Source organism: Variovorax sp. WS11 (assembly GCF_010499245.1).
Lineage (GTDB): Bacteria > Pseudomonadota > Gammaproteobacteria > Burkholderiales > Burkholderiaceae_C > Variovorax.
Map to the genome: position 1 here is coordinate 3419640 of NZ_JAAGOW010000001.1, position 16116 is coordinate 3435755.

General features: G+C 66.0%; 10 protein-coding genes. 6 read left to right on the plus strand and 4 right to left on the minus strand.

What is annotated here, in order from left to right; all coding sequences use genetic code 11:
- Window positions 1-52 precede the first annotated feature (52 nt).
- Together GXN78_RS16920 and GXN78_RS16925 are read left to right on the plus strand one after the other, a co-directional pair.
- The gene (locus tag GXN78_RS16920; RefSeq protein WP_239142740.1) at window positions 53-4015 is read left to right on the plus strand and encodes a glycosyltransferase; all 3963 of its coding nucleotides are present in this window, start codon (window positions 53-55) and stop codon (window positions 4013-4015) included.
- Between the two features lie 183 nt (window positions 4016-4198).
- A complete protein-coding gene (locus tag GXN78_RS16925; RefSeq protein ID WP_239142741.1) occupies window positions 4199-6184 on the plus strand; it encodes a glycosyltransferase family 4 protein in 1986 nt (661 codons plus the stop codon).
- On the opposite strand, the gene GXN78_RS16930 is transcribed toward GXN78_RS16925, so the two are convergent.
- The 3 genes from GXN78_RS16930 to GXN78_RS16940 are packed head-to-tail and all read right to left on the minus strand — an operon-like array spanning window position 6147 to window position 9128.
- The gene (locus GXN78_RS16930) at window positions 6147-6899 is read right to left on the minus strand and encodes an ABC transporter ATP-binding protein (RefSeq protein WP_106557377.1); all 753 of its coding nucleotides are present in this window, start codon (window positions 6897-6899) and stop codon (window positions 6147-6149) included. The genes GXN78_RS16925 and GXN78_RS16930 overlap by 38 nt on opposite strands.
- A gap of 7 nt (window positions 6900-6906) precedes the next feature.
- Window positions 6907-7710 (minus strand): ABC transporter permease, encoded by an 804-nt coding sequence (locus GXN78_RS16935; RefSeq protein ID WP_106557378.1) that lies wholly within the window; start codon window positions 7708-7710, stop codon window positions 6907-6909.
- Window positions 7707-9128, minus strand: coding sequence for a mannose-1-phosphate guanylyltransferase/mannose-6-phosphate isomerase (locus GXN78_RS16940; protein ID WP_106557379.1), 1422 nt, complete (start codon window positions 9126-9128; stop codon window positions 7707-7709). The genes GXN78_RS16935 and GXN78_RS16940 overlap by 4 nt, the downstream gene beginning before the upstream one ends.
- 229 nt (window positions 9129-9357) lie before the next feature.
- Between GXN78_RS16940 and GXN78_RS16945 the strand changes: the two genes are divergently transcribed.
- The 3 genes from GXN78_RS16945 to GXN78_RS16955 are packed head-to-tail and all read left to right on the plus strand — an operon-like array spanning window position 9358 to window position 14185.
- Window positions 9358-11313, plus strand: coding sequence for an acyltransferase family protein (locus tag GXN78_RS16945; RefSeq protein ID WP_343231022.1), 1956 nt, complete (start codon window positions 9358-9360; stop codon window positions 11311-11313).
- Window positions 11314-11339: 26 nt separating this feature from the next.
- Entirely contained in the window at window positions 11340-13205 is a 1866-nt protein-coding gene (locus GXN78_RS16950; RefSeq protein ID WP_106557381.1) for a glycosyltransferase family 2 protein, read from the plus strand.
- A complete protein-coding gene (locus tag GXN78_RS16955) occupies window positions 13205-14185 on the plus strand; it encodes a glycosyltransferase (protein WP_181360561.1) in 981 nt (326 codons plus the stop codon). Before GXN78_RS16950 ends, GXN78_RS16955 begins: the two co-directional genes overlap by 1 nt.
- On the opposite strand, the gene GXN78_RS16960 is transcribed toward GXN78_RS16955, so the two are convergent.
- The gene (locus GXN78_RS16960; RefSeq protein ID WP_106557383.1) at window positions 14186-14953 is read right to left on the minus strand and encodes a glycosyltransferase family 2 protein; all 768 of its coding nucleotides are present in this window, start codon (window positions 14951-14953) and stop codon (window positions 14186-14188) included. It abuts the gene before it with no gap.
- A gap of 115 nt (window positions 14954-15068) precedes the next feature.
- Between GXN78_RS16960 and GXN78_RS16965 the strand changes: the two genes are divergently transcribed.
- The gene (locus GXN78_RS16965; protein ID WP_164255502.1) at window positions 15069-16106 is read left to right on the plus strand and encodes a glycosyltransferase; all 1038 of its coding nucleotides are present in this window, start codon (window positions 15069-15071) and stop codon (window positions 16104-16106) included.
- Window positions 16107-16116: the final 10 nt, after the last annotated feature.

Below are 16116 nucleotides of genomic sequence, written 5' to 3' on the forward strand. Positions count from 1 at the left end.
TCAAAGGTCCAAAGATGAGCGGCTGGCCGCCGCGGAGCAGCGAGCATCCGACTTGCAAAGAAAACTGGAAGCGAGGAGTCTTCTGCCAGGCGAGGATTCCTCTGCGCTGCGCTCGGCACTCAAGGCAGCGACGCTGGCCGCCGAGAATGCGCAGCACGAGTGGCAGACAGTCGTCAATTCGTACTCGTGGCGTATCACTGCGCCCGTGCGCAAGGCCGGCGCCAGCCTGCCGGCCGCGTGGCGCTTTCAACTTCGCAGGGCGGCGAAAGCCGCCTGGTGGGTCGTCACGCCGTGGCGCATGCCAGCGAGACTGCGATTTCTGAAGGAGCGAGCGGCCCAGGCGATGCATGTCGTGCGCGAGGCAGAGACGGATGCCTATGGTGAATGGATCTTGCAGCACGAAAGCTGGACAAGTACCCAGGCAGGCGAGGAGGGCGGACCTTTGGTCAGCTTTCTGTTGTCCGCATCCAGCGATCGGACCGCCGCCTTGAAAACCTTGGAGTCCATCCGCATGCAGACCTGCGGAAGATGGGAGGCAATCGTAGCGATACGGGATGGCGGGAGAGATCTGGCAGAAGAGCTCGCCGGGCCCTCGGGGCCGGATCCTCGCGTGATCCAGGTTCAGGCTGCCGGCACCACTGTCTTGGACGAACTCGCAGCCTGTGCTGCCAGGGCAAGCGGCCAGTTTTTCGCCATCGTTGATGCTGGAGATATTCTGGTTCGGCCTGCACTCAATGAAATCGCATGCGCATTGGACTGCGCGCCGGACATCGATGTCTTGTATAGCGACGAGGACCGTCTCAGTCGTGCGGGTGCTCGGGGGGAACCATATTTCAAACCGCGCTGGTCACCCGAACTGCTCTATAGCTTCAATTACTTTGGACGGCTGACCCTTGTGCGTCGGCAACTGTTCGGCGCCGTCGGAGGTCTGGACGTGCAAATGGGCGCTGGTGCCGAGTGGGATCTTCATCTGCGGAGCAGCCAGCTTGCCCGAAAGATCAGCAGGCTCCCCAAGGTGCTGTGCCATCGCTCTCATGCCAGCCTCAAGGATCGTCCCGCGCCAGACTCCGCGGCATCGGCGGAGCATCGTGAAGCGCTGCGCAAGTTCTGGGTGTCGCTCGGTGTGGCTGCGCCGCTCGTTGAAGCCCAACCCGATGGCACATTTCGTGCCACTTGGGCGATCGATGAACCGCCGCAGGTATCCATCGTGATCCCAACCAAGGACAAGGTCGAACTGCTCCGCATGTGCATCGAGGGCTTGCTGAACCGCACCGACTATTCGAACAAGCAGATCGTCATTGTCGACACCGGTTCGATCGAAGAACAGACGCAGTCCTACTATGAGGAGCTTCGTCGCCATCCCGAGATACGCATCGTCCACTTCAACAGGAAGTTCAACTATTCAGCCGCTTGCAACTATGGTGCATCCTTTGCACACGGCGAACTGCTGCTTTTTCTCAACAACGACATCGAGGTGATAGCCCGCGACTGGCTCCAGGAAATGGTTCGCTTCGCAATGCGCCCGGGCGTCGGTGTGGTGGGAACGAAGCTGACCTATCCCTCGCGGGAATTGCAGCATGGCGGGGTAGGCATCGGCATCCACTTGTGCGGCCTCATGTATCGCTCTGCCGAGAATCAAGGATGGGGCCTGTTCGGTTCTGCTGACCACCCTCGAAATTGGCTGGCGATCATGGGGGCCTGTCAGCTGGTGCGTCGCGACGTCTTCCGGCTCGTGGGAGGATTCGACGAGGCCTACAAGGTTGCGATGAGCGACGTTGCACTCTGCTTGCGTGCTTGGCGCGCTGGATACCGGATCGCCTACGCGCCACATGCCTGTCTCGTTCACCACGAAGGCGCAACGCGCGGCAACACCAACCCGAGCCTGGACGTGCAGCGAATTGCGGACGATATTCGTGCGTTGGGCATCGACGAAGATCCGTATCTTCATCCGGAGCTCGATGGCATGCTTGCCATACCGACGCTGCGCATAGGTTCGGCGCCCACGGTGCGCGAAAGCCTGCTGGCCGATATTCGTTCATTCGGTTCGCCACTGCCTTTCTCGCCACCGCTCGATTTGTCGAACGATGGAGTCTGTCTGGACGCCGCGAAGCAGCCCCGGGAAGATGTTCTCTGGGTACCTCAGCCGGCACACGCCATATCGGACATCTGGTCCGCTGCGCGTTGGTGCCTCGATCTGTTGCGCGCACGACCTGATCTCCGAGGGAAATTCCCGATGGCCCTGTCCGATGGCGCGGACGGCGCATTCTTCCGCTGGCTGTCCAGCGAAGGCGTGAAGCAACTGGAGCTTTCCCCCTCGAATTTGTCCTGGCTGCGTCAATTGCTGTCGGCGGATATCTCTGCCCGCGCGCGCCAGTTCTTCCTGTTCAACGAGGACATCAGAGATGTTCTGCCGCATGGCTTGCTCCCATGTGGTCAACGCCACCTGCTTCGTTGGTTCACGCAGCATGGGCGTCGCGAAGGCGGATTGCGACTGGAAGAGATCTGGTGGCTGCTCTGGCTGAGCGCCGAGCAGCCGGCGCTCGAGGTCGTCCGGGCCTACTCGTTCACGCCGGCCTGGCAGGAGATGTATCCCGATGGCCTGACGATCTTTGGGCGAGGTGAATTTGCGGCATGGCTCAAGTCCACGTATCGCGTGGCTGACGCCTGGACCGATCCCGAGCAATGGCCGGTCGATCATTCGCCTGCCCGTCAGCTCCGCGCTGCCTACCATGCTCGCGAGCAATGGCGGCTCGAGCATCCACGAGCGCTCGAGGACGTGGATCGGGCTGTTGCCCTGATCGAATGGCTGCAATCGGCGGAGGCAACGCCCGGCGAAGTGCGTGACTGGCTGTCGGCGCTCGAAAAACCGGAGGTGGCAGCGGATCTCGTTGCGGTGGGCGTCAATGTCGTCGGCCACTTTGCCTATCCCTCGGGGCTGCGGGTGTCCGTGGAGGCCATGGTGGAAGGCTTGCATCGCGTGGGTGTTCGGACTTCTCTGCGCGATGTCAGAACCGATCCAAAAGACGATCCGAAGCACGCCCTGTACACCGATTTCGAGGACTTCGATACCACCATCATTCACGTCCAGCCCGAGCCCTTCTTCGACGTCGCACATCACCGTAGCGATGTGAACGAGCGCAAGCCTCGCACGTACCGGATCGCCTACTGGTACTGGGAGTTCGACACGATTCCCGACGCATGGGTGGCGCACGCGCAGGGTGTCGATGAGGTCTGGACGGCCACCGAATTCGTCGCCAAGGGCTTGCGCGAGAAGCTTTCGGTGCCGGTGCGCACGATGTTCCCCGGCGTCAAGCTGGCGCCCTACGAGCGGCGCAGCAAGGCGTATTTCGGGTTGAGCGAAGAGCCGTTCACCTTCCTCTTCACCTTCCACATGATGAGCGTGATGGAGCGAAAGAATCCGCTTGGCCTGATACGCGCGTTCAAGGAAGCGTTCCGCGAGGAGGAGGCGGTGCGGCTCGTGCTGAAGACCTCCTTCGGCGACCGCCACCCTGCGCAGATGCAGGAACTGCGCGATGCCGCCGCCGGCGCCAACGTCACCATCATCGACCAAGTCTACAACCCCGACGAGGTGCTGTCCCTCATGGACGCCTGCGACGCCTACGTCTCGCTGCACCGCAGCGAGGGCCTGGGCCTCACCATGGCCGAGGCCATGCTGATGGGCAAGCCGGTGATCGCCACCAACTTCTCGGGCAACGTGGACTTCATGGACGACAGCAACAGCCTGCTCGTGCCCTACAAGCTCGTGAAGCTGGGCAAGCCCATCCCGCCCTACGACGCCGACCTGGAGTGGGCCGAGCCCTCGGAGCAGCACGCCGCCGAACTCATGCGCCGCGTCTACGACAACCAGGCCTGGGCGAAAGAGGTGGGGGCGCGCGGCAAGGCCAGCGCCGAGGCCAACCTGTCGCTGGAGGCGGCGGGCCGCCGGATCGCCGCCCGCCTGGAGGAAATCAAGACGGTGCGCAGGGCCGCGAAACCGATGAGCAAGGCAGCTTGAGGGATCGGTCCATCCATGCAGCAAAACGCGATCAACCGACACGTGAGAAGAGTCGCCAAGGGAATATGGTGGATCGCCACCCCTTGGCGCACGCAACAGCGCCTGAGATACCTGCGTGACCGTGCGGCCGCCGAGGCTCGTGCCTCGGAATTGGCGCTTTTCATCGAACAGGAGCGGACACGCGTGACGTTGCGGCAACGCGGCGCGAACGTGTTGCCTGCTGAAGTGCTTGATCTGTTTGACGATGCGAAGGTTTTGCAAGCAGCTGGCGTGCATGCGGGCGCCATGCTGTGGGCGCCACCTACGCCCTCGGAGGTGGTGGACCGTTGGTCGGCGGCGCGCTTCTTGATCGACCTGTGGCGCAAGCGCAGCGACCTTCGCGCTCGCTTTCCTGCCGCATTGACCCACAGGAAGGCGGGCGGGCTGGATGCTTGGCTTCGCCAGGCCGGTACCGTCGAGTTGGGCCTCAGCGAGATTGCGGCTCAGCATCTTTCCGACGCGCTCGCAGCCGGCTTGTCCGATCGGGCACGGCAGGTCTTTCTGGCGAACGATGTCGCTCGATCCGTGCTGCCACATGGCCTGACGCCCGCTGGGATGCACAGCCTGATTCGCTGGTTCATGCGATGGGGCATGAGCGACGCCAGTTTGCGCTCGGAAGAAATCTGGTGGCTGTTTCTCGAGGCTGCGCAGAACCCCGAGCGTGAACTCATGCTGGCCTACGCCTTCACCCCGCGTTGGCAGCGCCAGTATCCGGAGGGCATGACGGTATTCGGCCGCAGCGCTTTCGCAGCTTGGTTTGCCGCCGACTACGGCGCCTCAGGCCCCTGGACGGACGCGTCCTCTTGGCCCGATTGGCATACGCCCGCGCAGCAGATTCGCGTCGGCTATTGGGCACGAGACCCATGGCAGCGAGCGCATCCGGACGCATTTGCCAGCGGAGCCGGCGCTCGCGCGTTGCTGGAATGGCTGGCTGTCCCCAATGGGGGCTTGCCTGAAGCGCTTCGCAATTGGTGCAGCAAGCTGGATCTTCAATCCGTCAGTGCAGAACTTGCCAAGCCCGGCGTCAATGTCATCGGCCATTTCTGCTATCCGTCGGGTCTTCGCGTCTCCGTCGAATCGATGGTTCAAGCGATGGCATCGGTGGGCGTTTCTGCGTCTCTGCGCGACGTCAGGACTGATGCCAAGGACGATCCCCATCACGTTGATTTTCGTGGTGCGGAGTCCTACGACGTCACGGTCATTCATACGCAGCCAGAGCCTTTCTTCGACAGAGCCTATGCGCGCGCTCAACTGTTCGAGCGCAAGCCTCGCACGTACCGGATCGCCTACTGGTACTGGGAGTTCGACACGATTCCCGACGCATGGGTGGCGCACGCGCAGGGTGTCGATGAGGTCTGGACGGCCACCGAATTCGTCGCCAAGGGCTTGCGCGAGAAGCTTTCGGTGCCGGTGCGCACGATGTTCCCCGGCGTCAAGCTGGCGCCCTACGAGCGGCGCAGCAAGGCGTATTTCGGGTTGAGCGAAGAGCCGTTCACCTTCCTCTTCACCTTCCACATGATGAGCGTGATGGAGCGAAAGAATCCGCTTGGCCTGATACGCGCGTTCAAGGAAGCGTTCCGCGAGGAGGAGGCGGTGCGGCTCGTGCTGAAGACCTCCTTCGGCGACCGCCACCCTGCGCAGATGCAGGAACTGCGCGATGCCGCCGCCGGCGCCAACGTCACCATCATCGACCAAGTCTACAACCCCGACGAGGTGCTGTCCCTCATGGACGCCTGCGACGCCTACGTCTCGCTGCACCGCAGCGAGGGCCTGGGCCTCACCATGGCCGAGGCCATGCTGATGGGCAAGCCGGTGATCGCCACCAACTTCTCGGGCAACGTGGACTTCATGGACGACAGCAACAGCCTGCTCGTGCCCTACAAGCTCGTGAAGCTGGGCAAGCCCATCCCGCCCTACGACGCCGACCTGGAGTGGGCCGAGCCCTCGGAGCAGCACGCCGCCGAACTCATGCGCCGCGTCTACGACAACCAGGCCTGGGCGAAAGAGGTGGGGGCGCGCGGCAAGGCCAGCGCCGAGGCCAACCTGTCGCTGGAGGCGGCGGGCCGCCGGATCGCCGCCCGCCTGGAAGAGATCAAGTCGCTGCGACGGCGTTCGCGCTCGGCAGGCTGACGGGCTCGCTGGCCGCCTGCTCGACGATCCGCCCGTGCTCCAGGTGGATCACCCGGTTGCACTCCTTTGCGATCAAAGCGGGCGAGTGCGAGGCCAGCACCAGGATGCCGGACTTGGCCACCACGTCCTTCATCCGCTGCTCGGCCTTCTCGGTGAACTCGGCGTCGCCGACCGAGAGCCACTCGTCCATCAGCAGGATGTCGGCCTGCACGCTGGTCGAGATCGAGAAGGCCAGCCGCATCAGCATGCCGGTGGAGTAGGTGCGCACCGGCATGTTGACGTATTCGCCCAGCCCGCTGAACTCGCAGATCTCGGGCGTGAGCGCGTCGATTTGCTTCTTGCTCATGCCCATCACCAGTCCGCGCAGCATGATGTTCTCGATGCCGGTGGCGTCGTGCTCGATGCCCAGCGCCGGGTCGATCAGGCTGGACACACTCCCCTCGCGGACGAACTCGCCCGAGGAGGGCTCGTAGACGCCCGCCAGCGCGCGCAGCAGCGTCGACTTGCCCGCGCCGTTGTGGCCGACCAGGCCCAGCCTGTCGCCGCTCTTGAGCTCCAGGTTGATGTTGCTCAGCGCCTGTACGACGTTGACGCCGGTCTCCTTGCCGAAGCGGCCCCCGGTGACGGAGGCGGCCAGCGTCTTCTTCAGAGAGGCGGCGCCGGCGCCGTAGATGGGGAAGTTGACCGAGACGTTCTTGAGGGAGATGAAAGCCATTGTTCTCTTAGAGCCAATAAACGACGCGGCGGCGGTACCGGGCGAAGAGCAGGCTCGAAGCCACCACGCTCAGCGTCGTCCACACCATGATGCCCCACCAGTTGTGGGCATCGGCCACGCCGCCCATGAGGGGCGCGCGCACCAGCTCGAGCATCTGCGCGAAGGGGTTGTAGAGGATGTACTGCGCGCGCCCCGGCAGGCTCTCGGGCAGCCAGAAGACGGGCGTCAGGAACATCAGCATCTGCATCACGCTGGTGACGATCTGGGTGACGTCGCGAAAACGCGTGCACACCAGCCCGAGCGCCAGGCCGAGGGCCTGGGCGTTGACCATCAGCAACAGGAAGGCCGGCACGAAGAGCCAGGCCGGCCACGACAGCGAGATGCCCGCCCACAGCGCCACCGGCACGTAGAGCACGATCTGATGCGCGAACTGGATCAGGTTGCGCGCCATGCTGCGCCAGACAAACAGGCTGATCGGGAAGTAGCCTTGCTTGAGGTAGTTGCTGGACCCGATGAAGGCGTTGCACGAGTCCGTCACCATGCTGGAGAAGAAAGTCCAGAAGATGATGCCCAGTGCCAGGTGCGGGAAGAACTTCGACAGCTCGGTGCCGAACAGCGAGCTGTACAGCGGTCCCATGCCGCCGATCATGGCGCCCATGCTGAGGGTCAGCCACAGCGGCCCGAGCATCGAGCGGCGGTAGCGCAGCACGATGTCGAACCAGGCCAGCGTCCACCAGATGTCGGTGCGACGGGTGCCCTCCCACCAGTCGGACCACGCGCTGCGATGAAGATTGGAGTGGGCTTGGCTCATACGCGTCCGTAGGTGTCCACCAGGCGAACGATGTCGTCTTCGCCGAGGTAGGCACCGCACTGGACTTCGATGAGGACCAGTTCATCCTGTCCGATGTTGGTCAAGCGATGCTTCTCCTTGAGCGGGATGTAGCGGTATTCGCCGGGCAGCGTCCGGTGCTCCACGTCGCCGATCTGGACCATGGCCGTGCCCTGCACCACCACCCAGTGCTCCGCGCGCTGGTGGTGGTACTGCAGCGACAGCGCCTCGCCCGGCTTCACGGTGATGCGCTTGACCTTGTAGCCGTCCTCTTCCTTGAGCGAGGCGTAGGTCCCCCAGGGGCGATGGACGGTTGCGGGCAGCGCCACCGTCTCGTGCTTGCGCGCCTTGAGGATGTCGACCACCTTCTTGACGTGTTGCGCGCTGTCCTTGTGGGCCACCAGCAGCGCGTCGGGCGTGTCGACGATCACCAGGTCGCGCAGGCCCAGCGCCGCGACGATCTTGGGGCCGTGGCTCTCGATCTGGATGTGGGTGCCCGTGGTGTCCACCGCCACGACGTGATCGTCGGGGAAAGTGTTGCCGCTGGCATCCGAAGGCTGCGCCTTGGCGACGGCCGGCCAGGAGCCGACGTCGCTCCAGGCGAACCTCGCAGGCACGACACGCACGTTGTCGGCATGCTCCATCACCGCGTAGTCGATGCTGATGTCGGGCTGCAGGCCGAAGGCGTGCAGGTCGAAGCTGATCGCGTCGCCCTTGGTCTGTGCCGTGTCCAGCGCATGGCGCGCGGCGTTCATCACGTCGGGCGCGTGCCGCTCCAGCGCGGAGACGATGGCGGAGGCGGTGAAGCAGAACATGCCGCTGTTCCAGTAGTAGCGCCCCGTCGCCAGGTATTCCTGCGCGGTGGCCAGGTCCGGCTTCTCGACGAAGCGCTTGGCGAGCTGGCTCTCGCGCGAGACGCGCTCGACCTCCACGTAGCCGAAGCCGGTGTCCGGCGCGGTCGGCGCGATGCCGAACAGCACCAGCGCGCCTTCCTGCGCCAGCCGGAAGGCCTCGCTCGCGCTGGCGACGAAGGCCTCGACGTCGGGCACCAGGTGGTCGGCCGAGAGCACCAGCATCACCGTGTCGCCGCTGAACTGGCGCTCGCACTGCAGGGCGGCCAGCGCGATGGCCGGCGCCGTGTTGCGGCCCTTGGGCTCGAGCAGGTAGGTGGCCGACGGCGGATCGCTCATCTGGCGCAGCACGTCCTTGGTCAGGAACTGGTGGTCCTTGTTGGTGACGACCATCAGGTCGCCGGTGCCGCAGGCCTGCCCGCGCTCGATCGCCTGTTGCAGCAGGGTGGAGCCGCCCAGCTTCATGAAGGGCTTGGGCAGGGCCTGACGGGAGACTGGCCAGAGTCTGGAGCCGGAACCTCCCGAGAGCACCACAGAAAGCAATCGCATTTTTGTCCTTCTCTTTGAGAGGGGGCGATTTTACCGGCCCAGGCCGGACGGCAATCCGACGCGACGGGCGGTGCGCGAAGGCGGCATCACGTTGCGAAGATAATCACGCGCTTGCCCGCGACGCCCGAGTCGCCGGCCGATCCGCCCCGCCCCCAGACCGCGCCCGCATGCCCCACAAGAAGAACAGTCCCACCTCGCCCACCCAAAGTACCGGCCGGACATCGATGGCCTGCGCGCGATCGCGGTGCTCTCGGTCGTGGGCTTCCACGCCTTTCCGCACTGGGTCAAGGGCGGGTTCATCGGCGTCGACATCTTTTTTGTCATTTCTGGTTACCTGATTTCCACGATCATCTTCGGCAGCCTGGCCGGAGCGGGCTTCAGCTACCGCGAGTTCTATGCGCGGCGCATCCGGCGCATCTTCCCGGCCCTGCTGGTCGTGGTGGCCGCGACCCTCGCTTTCGGCTGGTATGCACTGCTCGCGGACGAGTTCCGCCAGCTCGGCAAGCACCTGCTGGCGAGCGCCGGCTTCGTGGTCAACCTGGCGCTGTGGAACGAGGCTGGCTACTTCGACACCACCGCCGAGGGCAAGCCGCTGCTGCACCTGTGGTCGCTGGCGGTGGAAGAGCAGTTCTACATCTTCTGGCCCGTGTTTCTCGGCCTGGCCTGGCGCTTCAGGGGCGGGCAGGGGCGCCATCTCGGCACCTGGATGTGGGTGGCGACGGGGCTGTCCTTCCTGCTCAATGTGTACGCGGTCCATCGCCATCCCACCGCCACCTTCTATTCGCCGCTGCCGCGCATGTGGGAGCTGGGGGCCGGCGCCTTGCTGGCATGGAACGCGCTGCGACGCGAGCCGCATCGCAACTGGTACAGGCGCGAGCTGCGCAGCGTGGGCGGGCTCCTGCTGATCGTTCTCGGGGTGCTGCTCATCCAGCGCACCAAGGCCTTTCCGGGGTGGTGGGCGCTTCTGCCCGTGCTCGGCGCCTGCCTGTGCATTTCGGCCGGACCCGGCGCCTGGATCAATCGGCGGCTGCTCGGATCGCGCATCGCAGTCTGGTTCGGGCTGATCAGCTATCCGCTTTACCTCTGGCACTGGCCCTTGCTGGCCTATGCGCGCGTACTGGAGAACGGGAGCGATCCGACGCGCATCGTGCGCATTGCGGCGGTCGTTGCGGCGATCGCTTTGGCCTGGGTCACCTACCGCTACGTCGAGCTGCGGCTTCGCAGGCACCAAGGCGCATCCGTCGTGCGCGGCCTCGCGGGGAGCATGGTCCTCGTGGCCTTCGTGGGAGCGCTGGCCCTTGGGCGCGTGCTCCCCTCGCGCAACGACGATCCCGGCCTGCAGGACGTCATGGCGGCAAGCGCCGATTGGGCCTACCCGGACGGCATGCGCACGGTCAAGGTCGAGGGCGAGACCATCTACCGCGTCGGCGAGGGTCGGCCCCACGTGCTGCTGATGGGCGACAGCCATATCGAGCAGTTCGGTGCGCGCGCGGTCGAACTGGCCGAAAAGCGGCCCGATTCGGTCGGCACGATGTTCTTCGCCACGCGCGGCGCCTGCCCGCCGATCCCGCATGTGCTGGAAGACCGTGATCCGGTGTGCGGCGAGCGTTTCGACCGCACGCAGCGCTTCGCGCTCGGTTCGCAAGTCGACGTGGTCGTGATCGGCGGCTGCTGGACCTGCTATTTCGACATCGGCGACGCCGCGCCCAGCCCGGCCGCGCCTCCGCCCGACAACTACTACTACCTGGACGTCAAGGGGCGCCATCCGCTGCGCGGCGGTGACGGCATTCCGCGCTCGATGGAGTCGCTGGAGTTGTTCATTCGATTGCTGCGCGCGGCCGGCAAGGAGGTCTATCTGCAGCTGACCATACCCGTCGGCCCCGACTTCGAGCCGCGCACGCGCGTCGCAGGCAACCGGCTCGGTGTGATGCATGCGACGCCGGTCAGTCCGAGGGCGCCGGTGTCGCCGAGCCAGCAACAACTCCGCGAGCGGCTGCGACAGGTGGCGGAGCGGGGCGGCGCGAAGGTCATCGACCCCGTGGCGGCCCTGTGCACGCCGGAGGGCCAGTGCCTGCGAACCACTCCGGACGGCGCCCCGATCTACAAGGACGCGACGCACCTTCGGGCGGCGTATGTCCGGCAGTCGGCCACCTTCCTCGATCCCGCCCTCGAGGCGCGCAAGTAAGCGGCTTTGCCCAGCACCAGCATCCCATGAAGCGCCTCACCCGATTCCTCCGACTCGCCCAACTGGCCGTCCGGCACGGCCCGCGACTGATGACGCGGGTTCCGCAGGCGTGGCGCGTCTTCCGCAGGGCCGGATGGCGCGGCGTCGTGTGGGAAATGCGTCGGCGGACCTGGCCGCGAAGCGACTACGCCAACTGGGTGCGCATGCATGACACCCTTTCGCCCGAAGCCCGGGCAAGAATCGCCGAACGCGTGAGCGCCATGCGGGAGGGGCCGCTGATCTCGGTGCTCATGCCCAGCTACAACCCCGATCCCGCCTGGCTGCGCGCCGCGATCGAGTCGGTGCGCGAACAGCTCTATCCGAACTGGGAGCTGTGCATCGCCGACGACGCATCGCCTTCGGTCGAGGTGCGCGAGCTCCTGCGCGACTACAGCGAGCGCGATGCGCGAATCAAGGTCGTCCTGCGCCCGGAGAATGGCCACATCTCGGCCGCCTCCAACAGCGCGCTGGAACTGGCGACCGGATCGTGGATCGCGCTCATGGACCACGACGACCTGCTTCCCGCGCACGCGCTGTTCTGCGTGGCCGAGTGCATCGTTGCGCATCCGGACGTGCAGCTCATCTACTCGGACGAGGACAAGATCGACGAGGCGGGTCGACGATTCGACCCGTACTTCAAGCCGGACTGGAACATCGACCTGTTCCGTTCGCAGAACACCTTCAGCCACCTGGGCGTTCTGGCCACCGACCTGGTGCGCGCGGTCGGCGGTTTTCGCGTGGGCCTCGAGGGATCGCAGGATTGGGACCTGGTGCTGCGTTGCGTCGAGCGCGTCCGTGCCGACCAGATTCGGCATGTGCCGAGGGTGCTCTATCACTGGCGCGTGCACGGCGCCAGCACTGCGCGCTCGATGAAGGCCAAACCCTACGCTGCCGTGGCCGGCGAGCGGGCGCTGAACGAGCACTTCGAGCGTCAGGGCGTCGAAGCGAAGGCCGAGTACATCGGCATCGGATACCGCGCACGCTACGCATTGCCGGAGGCGCCGCCGCTGGTGTCGCTGATCATTCCGACCCGCAATGCGCTGAAGCTGGTGCGCCAGTGCATCGAATCGATCGTCGCAAAGACCACCTATTCGCCCTACGAAATCATCCTCGTCGACAACGGGTCGGACGATCCTGCGGCCCTCGACTATTTCCGGGCCATCTCGCAGAAACCGAACATCCGGGTGCTGCGCGACGAGCGCGATTTCAACTATTCGGCGCTCAACAACGCGGCGGTTGCGGTGGCTCGGGGCGAAGTCATCGCGCTGGTCAACAACGACATCGAAGTGATCTCGCCCGAATGGCTGTCCGAAATGGTGAGCCTGGCGCTCCAGCCCGGCGTCGGCGCGGTTGGCGCGCGGCTGTGGTACCCCGACATGACCTTGCAGCACGGCGGCGTCGTGCTCGCCCAGGACAACCTGGCCTTGCATGCGCACAAGGGCCTGCCGGCCGGGCTGAACGGCTATGCCGGGCGCGCCGCGCTGATCCAGACTTTCTCTGCCGTGACGGCAGCCTGCCTGGTGATTCGCAAGGCGACGTACCTGCAGGTGGGCGGGCTCGACGAGGTCAATCTGCAAGTGGCCTTCAACGACGTGGACTTCTGCCTGCGCCTGCGGGAAGCCGGTTTTCGCAACGTGTGGACGCCGTATGCGCAGCTCGTGCACCACGAATCCGCGACGCGGGGAGAGGACGTCGCTCCGCACAAGCGCGAGCGCTTCGAGCGGGAAATCGCCTATATGAAGGAGCGCTGGGCCGACGTGATTCGGCATGACCCTGCCTACAGCCCGAACCTGACCGTCGACAGCGACGACTTCGGCTACGCCTGGCCGCCGCGCGTCGAAGCGCTCGGGTGATGGCAGCAGTCTCCGTCGCGCTGTGCACGCGCAACGGCGCGCGCTACCTGCCGGCGCAGGTGCAGAGCATCTGCACGCAGGACCCGCTGCCGCGCGAGATCGTGCTGTCCGATGACGGCTCCAGCGACGACAGCGTGGCCGTCGTGCGCCAGGCCATGGCGGCCTGCGGCGTCGACTCCAGCGTCGCGCTCACCGTCTTCGAGAACAAGCCGGCCCTCGGCGTCACGCGCAACTTCGAGCAGGCGATACGCGCCTGCCGGCACGAGCTGATCGCCCTCAGCGACCAGGACGACGTCTGGCATCCGGGCCGCCTCGCACGCATGGCGGCCCGCTTCGAGGCCCAGCCGGAGCTGCTGCTGCTGCACACCGATGCCCGGCTCGTCGACGGCGAGCTCCGGCCCCTGGGCGACACGCTGTTCCACGCGCTGGAAGTGCAGCCCGGAGAGCTCGAGGCCATCGCCCAGGGCCGCGCCTTCGACGTGTTCCTGCGGCGCAACCTCGTGACCGGGGCGACCACCATGTTCCGCCGCAGCCTGCTCGCGTCGGCGCTGCCTTTTTCCGACGAGTGGGTGCATGACGAATGGCTGGCCGCGCTGGCCGCCGCCACCGGCCGCATGGACGTGCTGCCCGACGCCCTGATCGACTACCGCCAGCACGGCAGCAACCAGATCGGCGCCAAGCGGCCCACCTTGGCCGACAAGCTCGCCAAGGCCATGGAGACGCGCGGCAGCAAGCACATGCAGCGCTGGCGCCGTGCGCAGGCGCTGCTCGATCGCCTGCTGGCGCTGCGGGGCCTGGTCCCCGAGCCCATCGTGAGCGCCCAGCGCGGCAAGGTGGCGCACCAGCGCTTCCGGGCCGAACTGCCGGGCTCGCGCCTGGCGCGCCTGCTGCCGGTGCTGCGCGAGGCCGCGAGCGGCCGCTACGAGCGCTTCGGCCGCGGCAAGCAGGCCATCGCGCAGGATCTGCTGGAACGCGGCTGACTAGCGGTTGCCGGCGCGCGACGCCTCATCCAGCCGGCGGTAGCGCCAGAACGCCGCCGAGCTCCACACCTTCAGCAGGCTCGTCAGGTGCCAGTACAGGTGCCGCTTGCTGCTGTGGCTCGCGCGCTGCGCATCGTGCCGAGTCTGCAGATGCTCCGCGATCGACAGCTTCCAGCCGGCCAGCCGCAGGCGCGCGCAGATGTCGAAGTCCTCGCCGTACATGAAGAAGCGCTCGTCGAAGCCGCCGATCTGCCGGTACGCCTCGCTGCGGAACAGCATGAACAGGCCCGGAATCCAGGCCGGCTCGGCAGGGATCGCATAGCCCGGACGCCGCCGCGTGAGGATCTCGCGCGGCGTGATGATCGCGCGGTGCTGCTCCGGCGTGGTCTTGCCGGGCTCCAGGATGCGCGGCGCCAGCAGGCCCGCGTCTGCCGGCGCGAATTCGACCAGCGGCGCCAGCACGTCGGCGTCGAAGCGGATGTCGGGGTTGAGCACCAGGAACCACGGCGTCTCGCAGCGCGCGAAGGCCTGGTTGTGGTTGGCGCCGAAGCCCATCGGGCTGCCGTTCTCGATGCGCTCGATTGGAAAGCCCCAGCGCCCGCCCGCCAGCGCATCGGGCTCGGGGATGTTCAGCGTGAGCAGCACCTTGGCCGTCGCGGCGCGGCTGAAGCGGTCGAGCTGGTCCAGCAGCGGGCGGATGAGTTCGAGCTGACCATGGCTCACGATCGAGACGGTGACGGCGGGCGGGGAGGGTGGGGATGAGGGCATGGTCTAATTTCGCCCGGGGATTCTAGGAGCAGGCTCCTGGGTTCCCGCCTCACGCCCATGCTTACCCCTGATCGTCATCAGCTTCCTCCTCTCCGCCATCGCCGTGCAGCTGTTCATGCGGCGTGCGCGCCGCCATGCGCGGCGCTACGGCCACGACATGCCGCAGCGCTTCCACAAGGGCCATGTGCCTCGGCTCGGCGGTGCCGGCATGCTGCTGGGCACCGGCGTCGCCTGGCTGGTGGCGGGGCTGCCTTCCGACCCCTTCAACGTCAACTGGCCGATCAAGGTTTCCGGCATCGCGCTGCTGTGCATCGCGCCGGCGGTGCTCGCCGGCATCGTCGAAGACCTGACCCAGCGCGTCTCGGTGCGCTACCGGCTCGGCATCACCATCGGCTCGGCGCTCCTGCTGTGCTGGCTGCTCAAGCTCGGCGTGGCGCGCACCGGCGTTCCCTTTGTCGACGGCTGGCTGCAGGCCTGGCCCTACGCCGCCATGCTGTTCGCGGTCGTCGCCATCGGCGGCCTGCCGCACGCCTTCAACATCATCGACGGCTATAACGGCCTGGCCGGCACGGTGGCCATCCTGGTCTGCCTGGCGATCTCTCACGTGGCGCTGCAGGTGGGCGATCGGCAGCTCGCCGCCATGGTGATCTGCCTGGTCGGCGCGACGGCGGGCTTCCTCATCTGGAACTACCCGCGCGGCAAGATCTTCGCCGGCGACGGCGGGGCCTATGTCTGGGGCATGGTGATCGCGCTGGCCGCGGTCACCCTGGTGCAGCGGCACCGCGTGGTTTCGCCGTGGTTCCCGATGCTGCTGCTGATCTATCCGGTCTGGGAGACGGTGTTCTCGGTCTACCGCCGCTTCGTGCGCGGCCAATCGCCGGGCGATCCGGACGCGCTGCATTTCCACCAGCTGATCTTCCGCCGCATCGTGCGCGTCGCCTTCGCCGACGATGAGGCCCGCCAGCTCCTGGCGCGCAACAACCGCACCTCGCCCTACCTGTGGATCTTCGCGGCCCTCACCGTGGTGCCGGCCGTGCTGTTCTGGAACAACACGCCGGTTCTGATGGCCTTCAGCGCGCTGTTCATCGCCACCTACGTCCTGGCCTACTTCATGATCGTGCGCTTCAAGGTGCCGCGCTGGCTCCGTCCCTGAGCAGCTAAGC

What these genes read in the sequence shown, in the direction of transcription:
- GXN78_RS16930 (WP_106557377.1), bottom strand. Translation starts at nt 6,899, where the DNA reads ATGGCTTTCATCTCCCTCAAGAACGTCTCGGTCAACTTCCCCATCTAC.
- GXN78_RS16935 (WP_106557378.1), bottom strand. Translation starts at nt 7,710, where the DNA reads ATGAGCCAAGCCCACTCCAATCTTCATCGCAGCGCGTGGTCCGACTGG.
- GXN78_RS16940 (WP_106557379.1), bottom strand. Translation starts at nt 9,128, where the DNA reads ATGCGATTGCTTTCTGTGGTGCTCTCGGGAGGTTCCGGCTCCAGACTC.
- GXN78_RS16950 (WP_106557381.1), top strand. Translation starts at nt 11,340, where the DNA reads ATGAAGCGCCTCACCCGATTCCTCCGACTCGCCCAACTGGCCGTCCGG.
- GXN78_RS16955 (WP_181360561.1), top strand. Translation starts at nt 13,205, where the DNA reads ATGGCAGCAGTCTCCGTCGCGCTGTGCACGCGCAACGGCGCGCGCTAC.
- GXN78_RS16960 (WP_106557383.1), bottom strand. Translation starts at nt 14,953, where the DNA reads ATGCCCTCATCCCCACCCTCCCCGCCCGCCGTCACCGTCTCGATCGTG.
- GXN78_RS16965 (WP_164255502.1), top strand. Translation starts at nt 15,069, where the DNA reads ATGCGGCGTGCGCGCCGCCATGCGCGGCGCTACGGCCACGACATGCCG.